13 protein-coding genes are annotated in these 23,339 nt (G+C 58.9%); all 13 read right to left on the bottom strand.

Going from position 1 to position 23,339, the window contains the following annotated elements; translation table 11 throughout:
• Positions 1 to 50: 50 nt before the first annotated feature.
• On the bottom strand, positions 51 to 2,012 hold the full coding sequence (locus DSM3645_RS14050) for a PDZ domain-containing protein (protein WP_002652870.1): 1,962 nt from the start codon (positions 2,010 to 2,012) through the stop codon (positions 51 to 53).
• The gene (locus DSM3645_RS14045; protein WP_040351845.1) at positions 2,005 to 3,012 is read right to left on the bottom strand and encodes a S1C family serine protease; all 1,008 of its coding nucleotides are present in this window, start codon (positions 3,010 to 3,012) and stop codon (positions 2,005 to 2,007) included. The genes DSM3645_RS14050 and DSM3645_RS14045 overlap by 8 nt, the downstream gene beginning before the upstream one ends.
• On the bottom strand, positions 3,009 to 4,730 hold the full coding sequence (locus DSM3645_RS14040; RefSeq protein WP_002652868.1) for a S1C family serine protease: 1,722 nt from the start codon (positions 4,728 to 4,730) through the stop codon (positions 3,009 to 3,011). Before DSM3645_RS14040 ends, DSM3645_RS14045 begins: the two co-directional genes overlap by 4 nt.
• A complete protein-coding gene (locus DSM3645_RS14035; protein WP_002652867.1) occupies positions 4,730 to 5,929 on the bottom strand; it encodes an NPCBM/NEW2 domain-containing protein in 1,200 nt (399 codons plus the stop codon). The genes DSM3645_RS14040 and DSM3645_RS14035 overlap by 1 nt, the downstream gene beginning before the upstream one ends.
• Entirely contained in the window at positions 5,926 to 6,981 is a 1,056-nt protein-coding gene (locus DSM3645_RS28300) for a hypothetical protein (RefSeq protein ID WP_002652866.1), read from the bottom strand. Before DSM3645_RS28300 ends, DSM3645_RS14035 begins: the two co-directional genes overlap by 4 nt.
• Positions 6,978 to 8,882, bottom strand: a complete 1,905-nt coding sequence (locus tag DSM3645_RS14025; RefSeq protein WP_002652865.1) for a hypothetical protein — start codon at positions 8,880 to 8,882, stop codon at positions 6,978 to 6,980. Before DSM3645_RS14025 ends, DSM3645_RS28300 begins: the two co-directional genes overlap by 4 nt.
• Positions 8,883 to 8,939: 57 nt before the next feature.
• Positions 8,940 to 11,276 (bottom strand): hypothetical protein, encoded by a 2,337-nt coding sequence (locus tag DSM3645_RS14020; RefSeq protein WP_002652864.1) that lies wholly within the window; start codon positions 11,274 to 11,276, stop codon positions 8,940 to 8,942.
• Between the two features lie 18 nt (positions 11,277 to 11,294).
• Positions 11,295 to 13,163, bottom strand: a complete 1,869-nt coding sequence (locus DSM3645_RS14015; protein ID WP_002652863.1) for a hypothetical protein — start codon at positions 13,161 to 13,163, stop codon at positions 11,295 to 11,297.
• A gap of 74 nt (positions 13,164 to 13,237) precedes the next feature.
• Positions 13,238 to 14,080 (bottom strand): hypothetical protein, encoded by an 843-nt coding sequence (locus tag DSM3645_RS14010; protein WP_002652861.1) that lies wholly within the window; start codon positions 14,078 to 14,080, stop codon positions 13,238 to 13,240.
• Complete coding sequence (locus tag DSM3645_RS14005; protein ID WP_002652860.1) at positions 14,077 to 16,377, bottom strand: BatA domain-containing protein; 2,301 nt, start codon at positions 16,375 to 16,377, stop codon at positions 14,077 to 14,079. The genes DSM3645_RS14010 and DSM3645_RS14005 overlap by 4 nt, the downstream gene beginning before the upstream one ends.
• Positions 16,378 to 16,395: 18 nt before the next feature.
• On the bottom strand, positions 16,396 to 17,298 hold the full coding sequence (locus DSM3645_RS14000) for a DUF58 domain-containing protein (protein WP_040351844.1): 903 nt from the start codon (positions 17,296 to 17,298) through the stop codon (positions 16,396 to 16,398).
• Positions 17,267 to 18,319 (bottom strand): AAA family ATPase, encoded by a 1,053-nt coding sequence (locus tag DSM3645_RS13995; protein WP_002652858.1) that lies wholly within the window; start codon positions 18,317 to 18,319, stop codon positions 17,267 to 17,269. The genes DSM3645_RS14000 and DSM3645_RS13995 overlap by 32 nt, the downstream gene beginning before the upstream one ends.
• A gap of 281 nt (positions 18,320 to 18,600) precedes the next feature.
• Positions 18,601 to 23,214: an outer membrane protein assembly factor BamB family protein gene (locus DSM3645_RS13990; RefSeq protein WP_040351843.1), complete on the bottom strand. Its 4,614-nt coding sequence runs from the start codon at positions 23,212 to 23,214 to the stop codon at positions 18,601 to 18,603.
• Between the last annotated feature and the right edge of the window lie 125 nt (positions 23,215 to 23,339).

Below are 23,339 nucleotides of genomic sequence, written 5' to 3'. Positions count from 1 at the left end.
GCTGTTTTCATGGAGGGAATGCGTCGTACCGGCGGAAGCAGCTCGAAGGCTTAGATTCGATCGAGCGAATCCAGCCAGCGCGTGATTGCAGTACGATCGTCGTCGGTCAGCTTGTCGGCGCCTTTGGTCGCGCTGCGATGGACGACGGGGAACTTCATCTTGGCGAGCGCTTCGTCCAGCTTCTTCAACTGGGCCGATTGCGGCGACATATCGTCGTAGAGCGTAAAAATCGCGAGACGATGCAGCGGGTCATTGTCGGGCGGTTGCACGCCGCGCGGAACCGGCGCGGCCAATGTGACGACGCCGGCGATCGCTTCTCGATTTTCAAAGGCGACCATGTAAGCCATCGCGCCGCCGCTGCGAACGCCGACCAGCGCCGTGCGGCCTGAGGCGATATTGTATTTGCCGGCCAACTGTTCGATGCACTTACGAACGACGCCGGTTTCGGACGGGGTCCAGCGCTCTTTCGACGCCGGCGACACTGACAGGAGAATCGCGCCGGTCTGTTTGCATACGTCCTTCCACGCGTCGATCGTCGCTTGTCTGTCGACGTCGCCGGGTTCTTGCAGCAGAACGAGCAAGCTGTAACGGCGATCGGCGTGATAGTCGTCCGGGATCCAGGCAAACGCCGCGTTCGGTTCTTCCGCCAAGCGAACTTCAACTTCGCCGGTCTGCGGCGGTTGGGCTGGCGGCTCGACCTCTTGGGACCAGGCCGCCGACAATTCGCCAGGCAAGCTGGTCGGCAAAGTCGCCAGGGTGATCTTGGCGTTTTGTTCTTCTTCGCCGCGTCGATAGACCAGTTGGATCGTCGTATCGGGCTCTAAGGCCGAGATCTGCGTTCGCAGCTCGTCGGCGGTCGTCGCCGGCTTGTCGTTGACCTGCACAATCACATCGCCCGCCATCAGGCCAGCCGCTGCGGCGGGGCTATCGGGCAGCACATCGCGAATGACGACTCCCTCGGCGTCGCGCACCGGCAAGATGCCGAGAAACGGATGCGCGTACGGGACTAGCACCGCGGTCAGCGTCGCTTTGACTTCGACCGAATCGTCGCCGCGCTGCAAGGTCAACGCGACCTCGTCGCCGGCGTACAGCGGTTCGAGCTGGTGTTTCATTTGAGCGTGGTTCACCACCTGGCGCCCTTGGACGGCGGTGATGACGTCGCCGGCGAGGATGCCTGACTCTTGAGCCGGCGAGTTGTACCGGACCGCGCCGATCTCGGGACGATCGGCCATGATGTCATTCCCCTTCAAGCTGATCCCCAGCAACCCTTGACGCAGGTCTTCCCCGAGCATCAGCTTTTCTAGACGGGGCTGCATCTCGGTCAGAGGAACCGCGAAGCCGATGCCTGAGTCGTACCAGTCGGCGCCGGCTTGGGGACCGGTCGCTTGCGGCGATAGTGACGTAATGACGCCGATGACGCGACCATGGATGTCGATCAGCGCACCGCCGTAGTTGTTCGGAGAGATCTTGGCGTCCGATTGAATCGCTTTGCCCCAGACGCGATGGAGCGCGCTGAGCACGCCGACCGAAGCGTTGGCGTCGACCGGTGAAAACGACTTGCCGACCGCGATCGTCCACTGACCGACGCGAAGCTCCTCGCGGGGGACAAACGTCGGAACCGGCAGCGGCTCTTCGGCGTTGATCTTCAGCAGCACCAGATTGCGGCTGTGATCGCGGGCGATGATTTTGGCCGAGGTTCGTTTTCCGTCGGGAAGCGACGCCAAAATGGAGGTCGGCTCGTGGACGAAGTTATAACTGCTGGAAAGGAGATAGCCGTCCGCCGAAACGACCAACGCACTGCACGGGCCGCCGCCGGCGAGTTGGTCGCCAACTTTTTCGAGTCCGCCGACCGTTTCGATCTGAATGACCGACGGCGCGACGACCTCGACCGCAGCACGAAGCGCCTTTTGTTCGAGCGTATTGAGATCTTCCGCCGCTTGGCTAACCGCCGAGAGAGACGCGAAGAGACCGAGGGCGATCCCCAGGGATGCGAGCGAGATTTTCTTATTCATTCAGCGTAACTTCGATAAGTTCATCGCCGCGAAGCAGCGTCAGACGGACGGGATCGTCCCGATCGATAAAGGTTAGCTCTTCCCGCAGATCTCGCTGCGAAGAAATCAGCCGCCGCTCGACAAACATCACCAGGTCGTTGGGCTGCAAACCGGCGGTCTCGGCCGGCGACTCCGGTGCGACCCGTTCGACAAACGGCGGCGTTTTGGGCAGCACGTCCGGCAGCAAGATCAAGCCGAGCTGAGCCAGCGTGACCGGCTGCTTCGGGCGATTTTGATTTTCATCACGAGAGCGAGGGCGAAACCGGCCGCTGAGGATATCTTCGACCGAATTTTGCAGCTCACGTATCGGAATCGAGTAGTTCAACCACACGTTGTTGGATGAATTGCGAATCTCTTTGCCCAGCACGCCTGCGATCTGCCCTTGCTGATCGGTCAACGCGCCGCCGGCGGCGCCGGGATTGTTGGTCATCGCGTCGACGACGTAGACCGGGCCTTTGTAGCGAACTTCTGCGGCGCTGCGGCGTCCTTGCAGGTCGGTGATCGCGGTGATGTATCCATGCAGCACGCTCGCCGGTTCGTCGCCGGTGGCGATGCCGTACAAGTTGCTGAAGGTCAAAACTCGCTGTCCCGAGGTCAGCTCGACCGACTCGTCCAAGTTAAAGAAGGGCAAGTCGTCGGCGTCGACTTTCAGGACGGCGACTTCTAGTTCGGGATCGGCGCCGACCAGTTCGGCCGTAAAGCGGCGACCATCGTTGGCGACAATCGTGATCACGCTCGAATCGAGAACGTAGCTCCAAACCGTCAGGATGTGTCCTTCCGGCGAAATCACGAAGCCGCTCTGATACGATTCCAACCCGCGCAAACCGCCGGCGCCAAAAATCTTGACGATGCGCGGCTGTACGCCGCGAATCGTTCTGGCGAGCGAAGACTCCGCTTGAGCGGCTGAGGTCAGCCAGCCCAGCGAGAGCGTTAACGCAATAACAAACGCACTACGGTTCATGCGGCATCCTTCGGTTCGGACGACGACAGGGTCCACTTCAGACCATGCAGGATATTGTAAATCTGATCGCCGCGGCGAATGATGATTTTGGTCGGCAGTCGGACTCCCTCGAAATCGTCGTACTCCTGGAAACGGAGTTCACACGGATCCGAGTCGGCTTCGGGGAACATTTCCATCGCGACCAAGTCGCCGGTTTGGGGAGCGAAGTAAAAGCGAGTTTCGATCGCATCGTAAAGCCCGACTAGCACGTCAAAGCGCTCGTCGATCGAATCCAACGGAGCGGTACCCAAGTACGAGACCTCCCCAAATTTCTCGGGGCCTTGAAGTTGCAACCGCTGCCAGGCATGCAGCGCAAGCAGCAAGCCGCCGCTGCCGACAGGTTCTAACTTGCTGGTTAGATCCCCTTCGATCTCGATCGTCGAATCCCGGCCGGCGACCGACGCGGTCACCTTCTGCGGGCTCAGTTCGATTTGTGCGGCGTCGCCGTCGGCAAGTTGACCAGCGACTTTCCAGACATCGGCGGAAGAATCATCTCCTCGCTTCCAGGCCTGCCAGGTTCGTTCACGCTGCTCCAGGTTGAAGTGGTAGTTTGCGTAGCCAGAACGAGCTTGAAACAGCTTTTTCAACTCGTCCGAGACCGGCTTGGTTTCTTCTTCGTGGTGGTCTTCGGGTTGGGATCCATCGGGGCTCGGCGGAGCGACCGACTTTTGGATTTTCGCGAGCAGTTCTTCGCGGGAATGGACCCCGGCCAGGCGAACGATAATGTCATGCCGCTCGCCGCCGCGGAAGAAGCCGACCGGCACGCGCCAGCCGCGCGGATAAATGCCGAGTGCGTTTTTGAATCCGTTGACCGTCGTGACCGGCTTCGAGCCGAACGAGACAAGCTCGTCGCCGTAGCGGAGCCCGCGTCGATAGGCGTCGGACGTGTCGAGGATGTTGGTGACGATCACTTCTCCTTCCGAATCGGTCGAAACGGTCGCGCCCAAGGTGGCGTGGTCGACGACCCGGCCGCTTTTCAGGTAGCCGAGGAAGTTCATCACCTGGTTCATCGAAATCGCGTAACCGACGCCGACATTGACGCGTCCTCGCTTCTCGATCGAGATCCGGCCGTTGATGCCGATCACTTGACCATCACGATTGAAGAGAGGCCCGCCGGAGTTGCCGGGGTTGATCGAAGCGTCGGTCTGAATGCAATCGGTGTATTCGATCAGCGTGCCGCTGGGATACTGATAGCGTCCGACGCCGGAGACCATGCCCCAGGTGACGGTCGGCTGCATGTCGGTCGCCAGCAAAAATGGATTGCCGATGGCGAAGCACCAATCGCCCACTTCCACTTGGTCGCTATCGCCGATTTCCGCCGCCGGAAAATCATCGCGGCCCTGCAACTTGATCAGCGCGACGTCCCCGACCGGATCGATGCCGACAATAACGGCGTCGTACAATTGCCCATCGGAAAGGCTGCACTTCATGAACGATCCGGCTGGATCGGCGACGTGATAATTAGTGACCGCATAGCCGTCTTTCGAGATCAAGACGCCGCTGCCGCCGCCGGCGGCGCCTGCAAAAACGCAAACCGCAGAGCGGGTCGCTTTTTCGACCGCAGCGATGCGGGCGTTCTCGGCGTCTAACACCTCTTGTGGAGGCGCAGCATCGAGCGAAGCAAACGTTCCGGAAAACGTCGCGGCGAGACAGATCGTGAAGCAGGCGAAAGTACGCATTATTTAATCAGCCGTGGTTGGCACAGATAAACGCGGTCCCCTAAATCGCCGTTGCCGGCGAAGTCGACGACAATTTTCAGACGTCGGGCTCCCCGAACGTCGCCGTGTATGTCGAGAGACGTTAAATTCTCATCCAGCACTTTGTCGACCAGCACCGTTTTGTCGGCCGTGATCGTCAGTTGCAAAGGGCCGCTCGCGCCAGCCGGCAAACCGGCTAGTGCGTAAAATTGCCGCACATCTTCGGGAAGCAGATAGGTCAGTTCGGTGCGAGCATGCAGCGCGATGCCGTTAGCGAACGATTTCGCTTCGCCTGCCAGCGATAACTCAAGCGGCTGCGCCGCCGAGCCGGCTCGGACATCCGGTGCGTAGATCAGCGAGAGCTGGTCACGTGACAAATTGGAGGGGATAAAGCTCGCCCATGCGTCTTGATCGGGCGAGAGATCGGTCAGCGGAATAATGTTGCCAGCGGCGAAGTCGATTGCTTTGAGTGCCGCGAGCGCGACGGCGAATTTGCCGCCAGAGACTGATTCGACCTGCAACAGCTGTTCGTTCAGCATGATCTTGCCGGCGAAGATCACTCCGCCGTCTTGCAGTTCAAGCTTGCAGATCGGCATCGCAAGTTTGCGGTTGTTACGTTGGTAAAAGAGGAGCCCGGCCAGTTTGCTGAGCGGGATTTTGGCGTCCAGCTCATCGAGCTGGATTGACGCTTTGCCGTCGCTGATTGATTGAATGATGGCTTCTTGAAACGAGAGGTCATCGCCACGACGAATGACGACGGCGTCTCCCAGAATTTTTTCTTCCAGCAATTGATCCCAACGCTTATCGAACGAACGCTGGTCGCCATCCATTCGCAGCATGCGCAGGGCCGTCGCCGGAACTTCAAACAGCTCGAAGTTTTCGGCCGTGACGATGAACTTGCGGTTTTCGAGGACGTAATTTTTCACATCCAGCCGTGAGCCGTCGGCCAATTGCAGCAGAGCGCCGCCGGAGTCGGGCGACGTTTCAGCGGCGGGGAAATCGACGTGCATCAACGAATCGTATGGGAACGTCTCGTCGCCAACGCTCGTGCGCAGACCGATCTCATCCGCCGAAAGTTGGCGCAGCTCTCCGTGCATAGTGCGACCGTCCAACGTTTCGACATCGACGGAAATCGCCGATAACGTGGATGCGGCGATCATAATGAGCGGAATGCAATTCACTTCGTGTCCTCTTCGCGGGCCAGCTTGCGGAAATATTCTTCGATGACGCGTCGATAGTGGGAAGGGAACTCGTTGGAAATTTGCTGCAACGCTTCTTGACGCTCTTTAGGTGGCAGATTGCCCCAGTTATCGCCGGGGTTCATCTTCTTGGGATCGACGTTGCCGGGGCCAGAGCCGCCGGCCGGCATCGTGTCATTCAAGGGGCTGCTCGGCTGCGTGTTGCTGCCTCCCTGCTGACCTCCCTGCGATTGTTGCTGTTGCTGCTGCATTTGCTTTTCGAGATCTTCGATCATTTTGTCGAGCTTGGCGACCACGTCTTCTTCCTGCGTACGCACCTTTTTGCCGGCGCGACCCAGATCGAGACGACGCTCGACATCTCGCATCAAACGCGCGATTTCGTCCAGCGAATCGGTCTCCAACGGTTGAATGTCGGCCAGCATCAGCTTGGCGACCGCCAGGTAGCGGGGCGCGATCTGTTCTTGGTTCGAGAGCAACGTGCCGAGGGTCGCGACGCAGTCTTCTTTCTTCAGCAAGTAATGTTCGCAAACGGCCCGATGAAACAGCAGCGCCGCCGGATCGGCGACCTCGGCGATCGGCGTCTCTTTCAGCTGCAGGTACGCTTCATCCAGCATCCGCTGCTCGGCGAGCCAGCGACCGTATTGGAAGCGTAGGTTATCGCGCATCCAGGTCGGAAACGGTTTCGACTCGTCGGCCAGCCAAGGGAACTGTGGGAGTTCGCCATCGGCGCTGGCGCTGAGCGTCGTCACCGCGAGCTCACGGGCGTCGGCGTCCATAATCGCGGCGGTTTCCAGCAGACGGATCCCCAACTCGGCAGGCGTGTCGCTGGGGGCCTCTTCTGGCCAAAGCTGCGAGACGGCCGTCATTTGCGCTGCAGGAGCGTCAGACTCGGTGAGCCAATCGATCAACTTTTGGCGAATCGCCGGATATTCCGGGTTATGCCAGTCGGCCTGTTTTTGCAACGCGTCCGCCGCGCCGACTGCAGAAACAGTCGCTAGGCTCAGCACGATCGAAAGCAAGAGACGCGGCGTCATTTGTTTTTCCCCAAAACGTTGTCCTGCGTGATTTGGTAGACGCGTTGTTGCCGTTGGGCGAGTACGCGGAGCGCGTCGAGCACTTCCTCGCTCGTCGCTTGGCCGACTTCATCATCGAGATCGCGTAATAGTTTCGAGTATCGATCGGTACGCTGATTGATGCGCACCTGCATCGATTTGATCAATTTCAGCTCTTGGATCTTGTTGACCAGCGACTCGTCTTGCTGGCCCTGCTGTTGTTGTTGCTGCTGCTGTTGTTGCTGTTGACGTTCTTCTTGATCCTTTTGGGCCTGCTTCAACGCTTCCAATAACTCTTCCAGCGCGTCAATCACGTCCTGTTCAAGCGTCAACGTCAGCGGGTCGACTTTGGATTGGCTCAAGCGATCGGCGATGTGCTGCATGTCGTCACGCAATTGCTGCAGCGCTTCGGGAAAGGCGACCGACGATCCTTCTTCTTGCAAAAGGGTCAAAGCCTTGTCGGCCTCTAACACGATTTGCTTTTCGGCGAAGGCTAACTTGCCGGCTTGAATATCTTCGGCGGCGCCGCGCTGCGGTTCGGGAACTTGCGACAAGCGTTCCGAATCGTCGTACACCTTCAGCTGCATCTCCAGCATTTTCGAGAAGCGGGCTTCCAACCGGGCCAGCACGCGTTCGATCTCTTCTTCGCGTAACTGACGCAACACTTCTTCTAACTCGGCGATCGCTTTGGCCAACTCGCGTTCGGCCTGCTTTTGCTCTTCGATCGCTTCGTCGGTCTTTTTCTCGTCGAGATTTTTCTTCGCCTCTTCCATGCGACGCTGCGCTTCTTCGACACGCTGACGCGCCGGGAAGTCAGGCTGTTGTTGTTCTTGTTGCTGCTGATCGCCGGGCTGGGGGTCTCCCTGTTGCGGCTGGCCCTGTTGCGGTTTTCCTTGTTGCGGTTTTCCTTGTTGCGGTTTTCCTTGTTGCGGTTGGCCCGGCTTTGATTCTCCCTCGCTTGGTTTTGACTCGCCTTCGCTGGGGGACGGCTCACCGGGCGTCGGTTCGCCTGGCTTCGACTCTTCGCCGGGTTTCGATTCGCCGGACTCTTCTTCGCCCGGTTTTTTCATTTCCCCTTCTTCCCCCGGTTTGCTTTCACCGGGCTTCGACTCGCCGGGCTTGGATTCACCGGGTTTCGATTCCGAGCCTGCGGAAGGCTTCGACTCCCCTTCCCCTTCGCTCGGTTTCGATTCGCCTTCGCTGGGCTTCGCGTCCCCCTCTTGGCTGGGCTTCTCGCCGGCGGGCTTTTGATCCCCGTCTTGCTCTTCGCCGGACGAATCCCCTTCGGTTTGGGGCTCTTCGTTCTCTTTCATTCGCTGGGCAAGTTTCGCGGCGTCTTGCGACAGTTGGTCTTGTCCTTCCGAAAGTCGCTCCGTGTTTTCTCCCCCTTCGGCGCGACCTTGGAGACTGCGCTGGCGATTGAGGAGCTTACGCGTCTCTTTGATATATTCGCGAATCCGCTCTTGTTCTGACTTTAATTCGTCGTCGCGGTTCTCACTTTGCAGCAATTGCAGCAAGTTGCTAAGGTCTTTCGAGACATCCTTTTGACCGTCGACGGCGCGTTTCAATTTGCCATCGCCGAGGATCGCCGCCAGCGATTCGAGTTGGGAACGAATCAGCTTGTCTTTGCTGGAATGAGCCGCTTCGCGCAGCAGTTTCGCGCGATCGGGATTTTCGATCTCGTCGATCTCGGCCATCTTGATCATCAGATCTTCGAGTCGCGAGAAGCCTTGGGCGAGGCGCGCTTGTCGTTCGGACAGCGCGGTTTCTGGTTTTGGCTCGGCGACCGCATCGCCGACGTCTTGCGCTTGCAGGCAAGCGGCCAGGGATAGAAAGACGGTGACCGCAGACGCCGTAAGCGACAAATTGCGTACATAGAACATCGGTCGGTCCCTCCTGGGCGGCATAGCCCGCCGTTACTCCAGTTTAAGCGGATTGTCTCAATCCGACGACTCTAAATTAAACAGATCTCGGAATAGCCGCTTTTGTTCGGTTTCGGTATCTTTTTGCAATTCTTCCTGCAACTGGATGATTTCGCGGATTTGGTCGACCAGCTCGTTGAAGGTTTCCAGGTCGAGCATCTTGTCCAAGACTTGCTGCATCGCCAGGATGATCTCGTCGGTTTCGGCAATTGCATCACCGACGGCCTCCACCGAATGGGTGGGGTCGTCCAGCGACGCTTCCAGGCGCTTGATCGCTTCCCGCAGCTCGGGCTGGCGGACATCGGCGATCTGGTTAATCGGGCCGATCACGTCATTTTCGAGACGTTCCTTCCGTTTCTCGGTATCGACGCGATTGTTAATGATCTCTTGGCGAATCTCCTCGAACCCGGCCGCGACCCCCCGCAGTTCGTCTTCGGCTTTGCGGCTGGCCTGGGGAGTTCGCTGGACGCGAAGCAGCTGTAACTCGATTGCCTGTTGCAGCTTGGCGACGGGATCAGCGGCGTCGTCGCCTTCTAAATCGCTGGAAGAGAACGAGCTGGGGCCGGTCGCGATTCTTTTGGCGTCGAGCTGAACGCGGACGAATTCTTCCCGTAGTTGCTGGGTCTCTTGCAAGATTTGTTCAAAGCGCCGGCGCAGCCCAAGCTCCCGAGCTTCCAGCAGCGATAACAGTTTGCTGGGGGTAACGACGTCGAGCGGATAGCGCGTGCTGACGCCGATGTTGGGGCCGCCGGTCAGATCGTGCAGGTCGCTTGCTTTGAGGGTGAGCGAAATTTGATCACCTGCGACAAGCTGCGGCGCTCCGGTCGTTTCTTTTAAGTCGAGCACATAGTTCACGTCGCCTTGAGGGGTCGGCTTGATCGCGAACGGCGTAATGTCGCCGTCGCCTGGTTGGACGTCGAGCCAAGCGTCTTTCGTTTCGTAGTCGTCGCCGACGGTTCCCAGCAGCGGGATCCGGGCCTGGGGCGTAATCGCCGTGCCGATGCCGGCCAACTGCAAGTTGACGTTGGGCGCCTGGTCAGCGACGGCTGCGATTTGCACGCGGAAAGGAGCTTCGCTGTAGATGCCGTCGCTATCGATCAAGGTTAACTCTAGCGACAGGTCGTCCGTCAGCGGAGGGAACTCTAGCTCGAACTGATTGTTCGGCTCGGCCAGCGTCATTTCGCTTTGCGTCTGTTCGCGTAAGTTGGCGATCTCCACTCGGACGATCGGCTTGTTGGTTTTCGCTAACAGCTTGTACTGCGATCCAACCGGCAGGTCAGAGGAAGAGGTCAGCTCCGAGACGCGCGGCAGCAGATTGGTGTACTGCGGGGGAGCGGCGTCGACTTGCATCGTCAAGATCGCCGGACTGTCGACCGCTTCGATCCGCAGATTGCGGAGACGATGGTCGTAGCCGATCAGGTCAAACGAGATCGACCCCAAGATGCTCTTCAGCGGCTTGCGCTGGAAGATATAGCGTTGATAATCGCTGCGCGCGGTTCCGACGCGCTGCATCGCGACGCTGCCGCGAGCGCCATCGGCGGTCTCGTACACGATTGTGCAGTAAGCGGGGACCACTTCGGCGTCAGCTTTGGCTCGTACTAGCAGCTTCGGCGAAGATCCTCGCGCGACGGTTGCAACTCCATTTTTAAAGGGGATGACTTCCACCACATCGGCTGCAGTCGTACCATCGCTAGCGCCGGACGGACGGGTTACTTCGACGCCCACGACTTCGATCTGAGCCAGACGGGGCCAAGCTTCGTCCGATAGCCAATAGAGTCGACGTCCCCAAATCTGGAACGAGTCAAACGAGATGACGGCGAATGCGCCGATGCTGATCAACAGGGCGACCGCCAACGTGACGTTGCGGGTCAACGGCCAAGGATTGAAGATCTCATTCAGCTTGACCTGCCGGCTGTTCTCGACCGCTTGGGTGACGGCCTGACGGATCATGCCTTCGCGAAATGCGATCTCGGTCAGATCTTCTTCGACCGGGCTTTCGACCGCGGTGAGCAGACTCTCGTGGAACGCCGGATAGCGCCGCTCGATCAAGATCGCCATGCTGGTGTCGGACATCCGCGCCACCAGGCGAATCAGGACCCAGCGATAAAAGATATAAGCGCTGACCCCATAGATCGCGACCAAGCAGACGATTCGCGCCTCGCGCGGCATTTCGCTGGCGCCAAAAGTGACCGGCAGATAGTCGACCGCCAAGCCGACCCAAAAAGTGACGGCAAGCCAAACGACCAGCAGCGCCAGTCCTTCGAGCAACACGTAGAGCCGAATCCGCCGGCGCAGCGAACCAAGCAGCTCGCGCAGATCGGCGGGGATTTCGGATTTCGGTTTAGGCGTCGTCATGTTCGACCGCTCTTCAGGTTACGCTAATTTCAACAGGCGCCGCGTCAGCCATTCCAGGGCAAGCACCCCGCATATCAGGCCGAGCAGCCAGGTCCGCAGCAGCCGGTCGAACTTGCGGTCGACCAAATCAGGCAGCGCGGTGTACATATCTTGGGTCGGCAACGTGGCCGACAAGTAAACGGCTGGCAGCGCCGATTTGCCGAGCGCGGCGTCCATCCCTACGTAATAGACGGCGCCGGTCCCCTCGGCGATTTGTCGCATCGACGCATCGTCTCGTTCTGGACGCTCAATTTCTTTGTCCGGCAGCCGTACGCGGATGTCCCGCGTCAGTAGTGAATCTTCGCCGCCGCCGGCCAATTGCAATTCGATGTGGTAGTCCCCTTCGATCAGCGGAGTAAACTGGCCATGGTATTGCCCCTTCCCTCCCTGCTCGGCTTGCGTCAGCGTTAGTTCGTCACGCCGTCCGTCTGGGCGAGAGACCATCGCTTTGACCAGCGGATCGGTCAGCGGCTCATGCTTGGCGTCGGTCAGGTGAGCGCGAACTTCGACCGTTTCGCCCACCAGCAAGCGGTCTTTGTTGGTCAACAAAACGCCGCGGCTGGAGTCACGCAGCAGTCGCCCTTGCGACACGTAGCGGATCAATTTGGTGTAAAACTGCTCAAAGTAGCCTTCGTGCAAAGCGCGAATTCGCCACATCTCAGAGCTTGCCATGAAAAAGACGCGGCCAGCGCCATAAAACTGGGTCGCCATATAGACCGGCGGATCATCGCCGAGGGCCGCGTCAGGATCGTTGTACCGCGCTAAGATCGACGCGCCTTCTTTTTTGTCGCGCACCGCGTAGTAACCGTAGACGCCGGGAAACTCTTCCCAGCGAGCGGCGCTGCCGGCGCCGTCGTTGCCGAGCCACAAAAATGATTGCGACTGACCTTCGTTGGTAAAGACCAACGGCCAGGCTTTCTCCGATCCGAAACGATCCAAGCCGATCGAAGTCCCTCGGCTATGGAAGGTGACGGGGTAGAGCTGTTTGACGATGTCGATTACCGGATCGCCGCGTCGTTGGCTGGCCCATTCGGCCGTAAAGACCGGGCCGGTGGTGACAATCAAACCGCCGGCCTTCTCGGCGACCCAACGTTCGAGCAGTTCCGCTTGTTCCACGGTCAGTTGCGACCAATCGGGATCAAACGCGACGATACAGTCGTAGTTTTCAAACAGGTCGGCTGCATCGTTGGGGAAACTAAAGAGCAGCTCGTCCGACTCTTGCGAGATGCCGGGCTTGCCGCTTTGCAAATAGACGTGCAGTTCGACATCTTTGTCGCGATACAGCTGATTTCGCAAAAAGCGGAAGTCGCGGGAAGGTCCGCCGGCCATCAACAGGACGCGGTTTTTCCGCTGAATCACTTGCACTTTGACATCTTTTTGATCGTCGCTGGTATCCTGATCGGAACCGGCCGGCGACAAAATTCGCAGCTGATAGGTGCGTTCGCCCAGCGAGTCGGGAGTCACGTCAAACGTGGTCGCGACCACCGCGCCGTCGGCGCCCAAGGTAATGCGACGCGATTCTCCTTCGAGCGTCTCTTCGCGGAACTTGCCGTCGGAGTCGGTTGTGCCCGACGCCAGCTGCACGTTGACAAAATCGGTCTTTGACGCGAAGGCCTGGATGTAGCCGGTGATTTGGAAGGCGTCATTCGGAAAGACCCGCGACGGCGCTTCGAGATCCACAACTCGCAGATTGATCGGTCGTTCGGAAGGTCCTAGCCCAATCGGAAAGACCGGCGTCTCCGAATCGGCGGCGATCTGAATCGCTTCGCGAATTTCGAGTCCGCCGTTGTTCACGCCGTCCGAAAGCAGCAGGATGCCGGCGATTGGGCGACCGCGTTCTTGTTGCACGATTTGGGCGATCGCGTCGCCGATACGCGTCTCGACGCCGTGCGGCTTGATCTTGTCGAGCCAGTCGATGTCAGCTAGGGTTTGGGGCGGCCGCTTCCTCTTCGGCTTCGGTCGGCTCCGGGCTGCGATGGCTGGCCCGCAACGACGTTCAAGTCGCCTACGGCTAATTGACGCAGACTGAGCTCAGGGGCGCGCAAGTTTGCGGTTGCGGCCAACGAGGCGCCGACGACCAACGCAAAAGCGCCGATCATCGACCAAGCGGCCGCCGTCTCTCGCCAAGTAGGCGCCATGCGACGCGTGCCGAGTGCGATCAAGTACGCGAGTAAGCTGATCGCCAACACGCCGAAGCTGATCAATAGCAGCAAGCGAGCCGAGCGGAACCGCGCGTCCATCTCGGCCGAGTCTTCGGTGTCGGAGACCGTATCGGTCTGCGGGCGACGGAAGACGGCCAGTTCGGTAGGCTGTGCCGTTTGATCGAATTGATAGACCAGCACGTCATGCGATTTACGCAATTGTTCGAGCAGTTCCCCTTGCGAGAACTTGTCGACGATCTGTTCGTAACGGGGAGACGATCCGCTTTCGATGCTGTTGGGGAGCGCCATGCTAAGGCTGGTGTCGACCAGCACGACGACGCGCGAGTTTTCATGCAGTTCGCTCTCGGTCTTCTTTTCAAGATTGAAAAAGAAGAGGAGCAGACCGGCCAACGCGGCCAGACGAAGTCCGGTCAACGTCCAGCGGACGGGACGCGATTGCTCTCGCGTGTCGCGACGATAGAGCCAGCCGACGAAGGTGATCACCGCGACGACCAATGCGACCAACAGCGCCCAATGGCTCCACTGCGTCATCTCGGCCAGACGCGAGAACTCATAGGTGGTTCGAGTCGCGGCGGCGTCGGTTTGTGCGAGTAACAAGGTCATCGAGCGGCTCCCATCACGGGAGGATGGTAGCTCGTCAAGAATGCCAAAATCTGTTCCACGACGAGTAATCCCAACAGAGCGTAGAGCAGATAGTCTTGCCAGGCGAAGCCTTCGCTGGCGTTCCAACTGTAATCGACCGATTCGACGGTGTGATAGGTGAACGTAACCGGAGCGAGCGCCGCTTGTAGTTCGTTGCGGTCGGTCGTCGTCAGGTCTCCTTCGAGCGGATCGACGTTGAGTGCGAATCGCCGCAGGTTGGGGAGCCCGTCGCTTTGCGTCAGCCAAATGTCATAGACGCCGGAAAGTCCCGTAAGCGAATCGCCGGTGACGTTGTTGATGCCGGCATAATCAAGCTTCAGCAGCGGACGTCCTTCTTCTTTGGCCAAGATCGCGCGATCACGTTTGACGGTCGGCATGCGATCGGCGCCGGGCGCGTACGCCAACGCATCATTGCGAAAATTCGCCGCGTCCACTTCCAGCCGCAGCGGACTGCCGACCAGACGTTCGGTCGATTGTCGTGTGCCAGAAGCGAGATACGCCTGCAACTCCAGCGCGGTGACAATAAAGCCAGGCGTAATCGACCAGTTGTTCCAGTCAGGCGTCAAACTGGTCAGGAAGGTGACAACGCTGCCGTCGCCCACTTGTTGTTCGACGATCAGAGGCCGCCCGTCGCGCAGCTTGCCGAGCACGGCGCCGTTGTCGCTGGGCTTCCAAGTCGCGTCGAGGTCGTAGTACTGGTAGAACTTCAGGTCGTTGCGGAAACGATTTTTCTCACCGCGAAAGACGGCGAAAATTGGATGATCGGACGGCACGAAATCAACCGTCTCTTCGCCGGGAATCGCCGGCGATAGTTCCTTTGTGCCGATGACCGCCGCCGGCAGCAAACCGCCGTCATGCAGCGAATTCAACGCTTCCAACGTCGTGCCGGGACCGGCGAAGATTGCGACTCCGCGACCGCTGGCGGCGTACTGGTTCAGCTTTTCGACCGCATCGCCGTCAAAGCGGGGAATATCAAACAGGTAGATCGCGTCAAAGCCTTGCAAGGTTTCGAGCGACGCGTCACGCAAGTATTGCGGACTAACGACCAGCGGCTGAATGCCGGTGTTGACCGCTTCGCCTGGCTGGAAGACGGCGGTCATAAAGTAGGCGTTGCGTTGATTCAGATCTCCGTCGACCAACAGCACTGGGATGCTCGGCGGCGCGTTCAAGATCTGAAAGCGGCGATTGTCGGCGGCGACGGCGTCGTCCGGCAACTGAGCGACGGCGACATGCTTGCCGGCGATCGGAAAGAAAATCTGAGCGCGACGCGTCACTTCTTCGCCGGGCGGGATTTCTTCAAAGTAAACGGTTGGTTCGGAGTGGGGCGTGCCGAGTCCTTCGCCGGCGCTGGTGAACTTGCGATCGGCGCCGTCGTCGTGGTAGGTCTGCAGCTTGACCTGCACGCCGTTGGCGGGCGTGTCGCTGTAATTGCGGACGGTCACTTCCAGGAATGTCGGCACGCCGGCGGCCAACGTCGCGGATTCGGGGGCGAGACGCGTGATCCCCAGATTCACCGGATTGCGACGAGAGCAATTCACCATATTGATTTCGGCGGTCCGGTTCGACAGCTCTTGCAGACGTTGTTTCACATCTTGCGACTGGGACCAATCTCGGCGGCGGAAGTCGCCGACGAGATAAACGAGCGCATTTTCGTTTTCAACATTATCGGTGATGAAGCGATTGACGGCCGCGATCGCTTCGGCCGGTCCGACGGATAACTCGGACGAGTCGACGCTGCGCAGCGCTTCTTCCAGTGAATCGCGGAAAGCGGGATCGACGTCGTCGCCGCTGATATCAACGCGGGCGACTCCGCCGTCACCGGCGGCGGCTCGGGAGGTTCGCAGCAATGTCAATCGTTGGGGCGTTCGCTTTTCGGCGGCTGCGGCGGCGATCTGTTTGATCACTTCGCGGCCCCGGTCCATCACTTCGACGCCGCCGGTGCGGTCGGACATCGAAAGGCTATCGTCCAAAATCACATAGTGATGCGTTCCGCCGCCGCCGAACAACGAGGACCATTGGTCCGATGTCGTCAGGCCGGCCATGATCGCGACTAACAACGCGATCGCCGCCATGCGAGCGAGCAGCAGCAGCAGCTGTTTGAACCAGACCGAACGTTGGTTTCGCTTTTGACTTTCCAGCAAAAACTGCATCGCGGCCCATTGGATGCGTCGTCGCCGCATCATGTTGATCAAGTGGATCAACACGGGGACGAGCAGGAGCAAAAAGCCCCATGTCAGTGCTGGATGAACGAACTGCATAACGAAAACAAATCGGGGTTAGTTGCGGTGGTGCATGCCAAGTCGGCTGTTCAAGTAGGTCGAAAGAATCGCTCCTAACGAATCGCTGGTGCGAACCAACGCGTAATCGACTGTGTTTTTCGCACAGCCGCGACGGACTTCGTCCAGATACGTCTGCATCGCTTGCAGATAGCCGTCCCGCAGCGCACGGGGATTGCAGTCCAACTGATCGTCGGTCTCCATTCCCTCAAATCGAGTCGGCCCGCTGAAGGGAAAATCAAGTTCGTCGTCGTCCAGGATGTGGAAGACGAGAACGTCGTGACCACGCTGCCGCAGCAGTTTCAATCCTTTGATCGTGTCTTCGACATCGCCAAATAGATCGGATGCGATCACCATCATGCCGCGACGCGGATAGGCTTCGGCCGCTTCGCGACAAATCCGCAGAAAGCTGGTCTTCTCGCGCGGCTTGTTCTCGTCAAACGCTTTAATGACCGAAAGCAAATGATTGCGTTTGCTCATCGTCGGCACACGCGCACGAATTTTTTCGTCGTAGATCGCGCAGCCGATCGCGTCTTGCTGTTTGAGCACTAGATAGGCCAGACTGGCCGCCGCGGTGCAAGCGTATTCGTATTTGTTGAGCGGCCCCGAGCCGTACTGCATGCTCGACGACGCGTCGATCAGCAACGTGCAGCGCAGGTTGGTCTCTTCTTCATACTGCTTGATGTAAAAGCGATCCTGTTTGGCCCAGACTTTCCAGTCGATATGACGTAGATCGTCCCCGGACGCGTATTCGCGATGTTGCAAGAACTCGATCGATTGACCGAAGTAAGGGCTGCGATGCATTCCCGAAAGAAAACCTTCGACAATATGCCGTGCCCGTAACTCTAGCCGAGTGATCTGCTTGATCGCCTCAGGATGCAAAAATCTTTTGGAATCGGGCATCGCTTGTTAGCTCGTCTTCCTTGGTGGGGGTCGATTCCAGAATCCGATCGATCACATCGTCGGGCGTAATGCCGTCACTATCGGCGGCGAAGTTAACCGAAACGCGATGTCGCAGCACCGGCTTGGCCAGCGCCTTGATATCGTCGGTCGAAACATGCGTTCGTCCGTGCAGCAAGGCCCGAGCTTTACCGCCGAGAATCAAAAACTGCACCGCGCGGGGACCAGCGCCCCAGCTGACCAGGTCCTGCACAAAGTCAGGCGTACCAGCCGCGCCGACGCGGGTCTGTCGGACCAGGGAGAGCGCGTAGCGAATCACGTGGTCGGTGATCGGCACTTCGCGGACGATCTTTTGCAGTTCGATCAGCTCTTCGCCTGACAGAACCGGAGAGATCTCGCCTTTGGCGCCGCCAGTGGTGCGGCGCGCAATTTCAAACTCGTCGTCAAAATTTGGATACTTCACGTAGACCTTGAACATGAACCGGTCTTGCTGCGCTTCGGGCAGCGGATAGGTCCCCTCTTGTTCAATCGGGTTCTGGGTCGCCAATACGAAGAAGGGATCGGCCAGTTCGTGACGGACGCGGCCGACGGTCACTTGCCGCTCTTGCATCGCTTCCAACAGCGCGGCTTGCGTCTTGGGAGGCGTCCGGTTGATTTCGTCGGCGAGTACGATGTTCGAGAACAACGGACCTTCGAGAAAGCGAAACTCGCGATGGCCGGTCGAACGGTTCTCTTCGATGATCTCGGTGCCGGTGATGTCGGCCGGCATCAAGTCCGGCGTAAACTGAATGCGGCTGAAGCTGAGGTTGAGCGTTTTCGCAAGCGAGCTGATCATCAACGTCTTCGCCAGGCCCGGCACCCCTTCTAACAGGCAGTGCCCGCGACTGATGAGCGAAATCAGCAGTTCTTCAATCACGTCGGTCTGGCCGACGATGATCTGCGAAAGCTGCTCATGAATCTGGCGCCGTGCAGCGGCAATTCTCTCGACCGCGGCGGCGTCTGCCTGAAGAGGAGATTCGGTCATGAGCGGTTCCTTCGATCTGGCGGCAGATAGTTCAAGAGCTAGTTTGTAGGGCGAATTCGCCAACCATTAAAACGGCGATTCGTAGACTTCGTGTCGCAATGTTCACAATTAGTTCATCCAAGCCGATTTTCGACCTCAAAAGGTAGCTCGCAAATCAACATTGGGCCGTCTCGCTTCCCCAACGATGGGGTCGTGACGATTGTATCGATTGCGCTAAGTTATTGTACTGCAGGAGGTTATCGGAGGAGTGCGCGCGACGGACCCGGTTTTAGCCGACGTGGCTACTCTGCTGGGGGATAAGTCGTGTTAGGAAGGGAAGAACCGCTGGGCGCCGGCGGCGCTGGCGCGGCGGTAAAGTTGAGCGCGAACGACATTTTGGTCAATAGAACGCGCAAGGTTTGGTTCTCGGGGTCGCCAAACAGTTGGTAGGTCGCGGTATGTTCCGATTGTCCATCTCGCAGCAAGATGCGTCCATCGCGGCGGTCGACCAGCAGTACGATCGCCTCGTGCGCCTTCTTGTCGATCCGATTTTGCCGTGACGCGAACGCCAACACCGGCAATCGCGGCGACTGCTCGGCTTCGATCAGGTGAAAATCACGAATCGGCTCCGGCGTTCGCCATAACAGTTCGCCCCCGGTGCGCGAGAAACTGTAGACGCGCGAAACGGGGCCTGCAGGCTCTTTCGAGTTGTAGGGAATGCTTTTCGAGGTGAAACGGCTTTCCTTGCGACTGGTCGTTGCGATCAGTTGGAAGTCATCGGCGCCTTCCACGATTTTGATTTGCGAGTCCCGCTGGCCAAGTTCCGGCTCGGCGTGCAGTTTCTCATCGATGAACGTTTTGCCGCTGCTCAGCTCAAAGACATGAAACTGGCCACTTGGTTCGAGAATGGCGACTTGCGCGCCAAACACGCGGCCGCGTGAGCCTGGCTCGGCTTCATAGCGCCACAGCTCTTCGCCGGTCAGCAAGTTACGAGCGACCGCTTCTAGTTTGGCGCCCTTTTCCCAGGTCAGGTAGTTCGTTCCTGCCGTCGCCCAGATCATTTCTCGCACCGGTGATTTGACGGTTCCGATCGGAACCCCGCTGCGCAGATCAAACAGCAACGCTTCGGTTTCGGAGGCGTTATTGTCTTTGCGCGGCGGAATGGCGGCCAGCACCGAATCATCGGAGACCAAGAAACAGCCCGGCGGAACGTTGTCCCGTTCCCAGTTCGAGTCCCCGGTCAGAGGATCGACGCAGATCAGCTTGTTGCCGCGCTGGAAGCAGAGCGAATCGTACCGCAACGAGCTGAAATAGCCGATCGGCCGTTCGTTGAGCGAGTCATGTCCATCGTATAAGTAGTCGCCAAACGGATTGTCATTGACTTCGACAACGTTGACTTTGGGGCGGCTGCGCGACGTGCTTCCTTCGGGCGAAAGATTCTCTTGCCAGAGGGCTCGTTCGCGAACATCATCCTCGTCCGAGCGATCTAGCGTATCAAACGCATGGACTTCGTTGCCAAACGAAACGACGACCAGATGGCCGAGTCGATCGGCATGGATTTGGGCCGTCTGCGAATTGTAAAGTTGGGCTTCGTTCAGCATGGTGAACGGCAGATGGATTCGCTGATTCCCGTACTCGTCGACCACGACAATGTGGCGTTCTTCGTTGTCGAGTTTGAGCGACTCGCGCGGAATATCAAATCCAAATCGTTCGTCGATCCGAACCGGGTGCAGCAAACGAACGGCGGCGGCCAGGTCTTCGTTGCGGCGCTGCAAAGTCACGGCGCCATAGTTCCAGTAAGGGTTTGCGACCTTGACGGCTTGCTCCATCGCCAATTGGCGGCCTGATTGTCCGCTGGCGAGTTTCTCGTTGCGGAACCGATCGGCCAGATGGCGATAGACGATCGAAGCGTCGGCCGTATGTCCGCGCGCCGTCAGAAGGCTCGCGAGTTCGGCGGTCGCTTGGGCGGCGATCGCGGGATCATCGCAAAAGGCGAGTTGCTGCCAAATGGTTTCGGCCGTCAATTCATTTCCAGCGGCCATCGCGACGCTGGCCAATTCTAGCTCGGCCGCTCGCGCCAAGCCAAACGCGCCAAAGCGGCGCGTGAAACGGCGGAGCTTATTGGCGTACGCGTCGCTTTTCGCGTGCTGTTGCAGGTCGGACCAGCGCTGGGCGATCGACTCGTTCATCGAGACGGCCACCGCCGGATCGACGGCGGTTAACAGCTGCGCCAACTGGCCGCCGATCCAGCGGTCACGTTGCACACGCAAATTTGGGCCGATGTTTTGCAGCGGACGTTCCGACTTGCCGAGATCGAGGATCTGGTCCAGCAAATCGACGTAGCGGCTGTAAGCGTCGAACGCGGCTTGATGTTCGCCGGCCTGGTTTAGACCGATCGCGGTCACTCGGACCAGTTCAAGCCGATCGTCCATGCTTTCGACAATCGCCTCCAGCTTGGTCGCGGTTTCACGATTGCCGGCGAAATCTTCGCGCAGCGCTTCGAGCGCGGTCGAAACGTACGCTTGTTGCGTTTCGGGCGAATCGACCAGCTCGAGCGATCGATGCAGCGTCGCTAAGGCCTCTTGGATTTTCCCGTCGTGAACGAGGAGTTCGCCTTGGTTGCGCAACGCTTCGGCGTCTTGGGGATTCTTCGCCAGACGCACGCGCACTTCTTCGCGCAGCGCGTCGATCTGCTTGAATGATGCGACAAAGTTCACCCCTTGCGAGATGACGTAACGGCCATGGCAGACCAAATTGCCCAGCGTCCCTTCGGTTGGAATCGATTTTTCAGGTTTGCCGGTCCGAATGTTGATGCGGACAATCTCTTCCTGCGTCGAAGGGAGATAGTAAAAATCGCCGCTGAGAAAACCACGCCCGCTCGGCAGTCCGCCGTCCGGAATCGTCTGGCTTTCCCAAGCGGGGTCGCCAGAGTCGACCTTCAAGCCGTAGATCGCATTAGCGCCGACAATGAGCGCTATGTCGCCGGATACGGCGGCCAGATAGACGCCATCTTCCCGTGGTTTTTGCCACAGCAGTTTGCCCGTCATCCGATCGAGACAGAAGATTTCGTCGGTCTCGGGAGGCGTTAAAAAGACCCGATTTCCGGCGACGACCACTTTGCCGTCGGCCCAGCGGTCTCCATAACCGGGGCGAGCTTCCTGCGTTCGTCGTTGCTGGATGAAACCTTGACGCGGGCGACGCTCGAGCGTTTGGTATTGATAGCCCCACAGCAGTGAACGTTGCCGAACGTCAATCGCCGCGACGACGCCGATGTTCGTAGGACAGATCAGCACGCCGTCTGAGTAGGAAGGAGATGCGCCGAACAGTCGATGAGCCGGCTCGTTGACCGACATCCAAAGTCCATCGAGTTGCGCCAATTGTTGTGACCACAGGAGCGAACCGTCGGCCGCGTTAAAGACGAGCAAACGAATCTCGCCGTTGACCTCCGCAATCGTGTAAAGCGAACCGTCGACCGGCAACGGAACGCCTAGGAACTGCGCTTCGGCCAACGCAGGTTCGTCGCTCATCTCGCTTCCGGCGATCCAGAGCGTCTCCCCTTCTCCACGCAAGCCGAAGCAACGCAGGCGATTGGGCGATGGGGCGCGGGCCACGTTAAAGAAGGCGATCGCGGGGCCGTTTCTTTTCGTTTCCGCAGGCGTCGCTTCTTCGATGATGAAGACGCGTTCACCATCCGAAGAAATCTGGCCATAGCAGCCATCTAGCCAGGTCCGTTTTTTGATTTGATCCAAGTAGTTGGAGCCGGGATCGTTGGACATGGCGCTAAAACGCGAATCGGCCCGATTGACGTCCGATGCGTCCCAGGGATAGTTCCATTTCACTTTGCCGGTCGTCAAATCGACTCCCAGCAGATGCCAGGGAGTGCGGACCAAAACCTGGTCACGCACCACCAAAGGCTGAGCCGCCGGCAAAGCGGCGACTCCGTTTTCGATAAAGCCCTGCGATGTGTCGTCGGCTTGTTCTTCGTCATTGCTGCTGCGCGCCATCCGCACGTGCCAGTTCAAATTTCGGAGCGGCGCACTGCCGCGGGTCGGCGCATTGCGGGCCGCGTCGCCGCCGAAGACGGTCCACGATTGCGGGATCTTCGAGCTGGGGTTCGACTGGTCCTGGAACTGCATTGCCAGCCACAGCCGCGGGTCGGCTGTTTCGGTGAACAGTTCTTTCAGAGAAGCAGGGACGTTGAAGTTTTGGCTCTTCTGTTTCAAACGCAGCGTTTCGAGCGTCTCGACGGCATGCTCTTCTTCACCGGCGGCGAAGTAGCCGATCCCGATCAGCAGCGAAATTTCTGGTTCGTACTTCTGCATCGCCCGCCGGCTGCTCTGCAGCGGCAACAGGGCCAAGACGGCCGACATCGGCATTCCCTGATCCAATTGGGTGCGGGCCAGCAAGATCGTCGCTTGATAGCCGGCGTCGGTATGCGCGTAGCGACGCGAGATTTCGGCCAGCATGCTGGCGTCGCGCGAGCTGATCGCCTGCTTGAGCATCGCCTTGGCGTCGGCGCCGTAGAGCAGCTCAAAAGCCTCTTGCCCCTCTTTTGGAAGCGAGTTGAGCAGCTCCCGCGCTTCTTTTTTGATGCTCATGTCGACTGGGCCTGCAGCTTGGCCCGGCAGGAAGAAGTCTTCCAATTCCGGATCGTTCAGCAGCATCCCCAGTTCTTCCGCCGCGGCGGTCCACTTCTTTTCGGCGATCGCTTCGCGGGCTCGTTCGGTTTGCAACCGAATTTCACGCGGAGGCGCCAAAAAGACGGCGTCCTCGTTGGTTTCTGCCTGTCCCCAAGCCGAATGGGGCGGAATCGATACCCAAGCGGTCACGGCGGCGATCAATCCGATGGCCGCTAGGCGGCCGATGCGAAACGGCTCGCCGGAAATGGGGAGAGAGGGGAGGTTGCGAAATTTCACGCGCGGCGACTCCAACGTTTGGAAAAGAACTCACTTCCTCAATTTACGACAATTGGGCGAAAATGACCAATTGAATCGTACGAAGTTCGACCCTGAACGAGACGTTTGGCACGCCGCGCCGCCGA

This window comes from Blastopirellula marina DSM 3645 (assembly GCF_000153105.1).
GTDB classification, from domain to species: Bacteria; Planctomycetota; Planctomycetia; order Pirellulales; family Pirellulaceae; genus Blastopirellula; species Blastopirellula marina.
Note: the sequence above shows the minus strand (reverse complement) of the source record. Positions and strands in the feature narration are given on the sequence as shown.

Bases quoted from the DNA above. Each gene is read 5' to 3' on its own strand.
- DSM3645_RS13995 (WP_002652858.1), bottom strand. From the start codon at position 18,319: ATGACCGAATCTCCTCTTCAGGCAGACGCCGCCGCGGTCGAGAGAATT.
- DSM3645_RS14000 (WP_040351844.1), bottom strand. From the start codon at position 17,298: ATGCCCGATTCCAAAAGATTTTTGCATCCTGAGGCGATCAAGCAGATC.
- DSM3645_RS14020 (WP_002652864.1), bottom strand. From the start codon at position 11,276: ATGACGACGCCTAAACCGAAATCCGAAATCCCCGCCGATCTGCGCGAG.
- DSM3645_RS14045 (WP_040351845.1), bottom strand. From the start codon at position 3,012: ATGAACCGTAGTGCGTTTGTTATTGCGTTAACGCTCTCGCTGGGCTGG.
- DSM3645_RS14040 (WP_002652868.1), bottom strand. From the start codon at position 4,730: ATGCGTACTTTCGCCTGCTTCACGATCTGTCTCGCCGCGACGTTTTCC.
- DSM3645_RS28300 (WP_002652866.1), bottom strand. From the start codon at position 6,981: ATGACGCCGCGTCTCTTGCTTTCGATCGTGCTGAGCCTAGCGACTGTT.
- DSM3645_RS14025 (WP_002652865.1), bottom strand. From the start codon at position 8,882: ATGTTCTATGTACGCAATTTGTCGCTTACGGCGTCTGCGGTCACCGTC.
- DSM3645_RS14010 (WP_002652861.1), bottom strand. From the start codon at position 14,080: ATGACCTTGTTACTCGCACAAACCGACGCCGCCGCGACTCGAACCACC.
- DSM3645_RS14050 (WP_002652870.1), bottom strand. From the start codon at position 2,012: ATGAATAAGAAAATCTCGCTCGCATCCCTGGGGATCGCCCTCGGTCTC.
- DSM3645_RS14005 (WP_002652860.1), bottom strand. From the start codon at position 16,377: ATGCAGTTCGTTCATCCAGCACTGACATGGGGCTTTTTGCTCCTGCTC.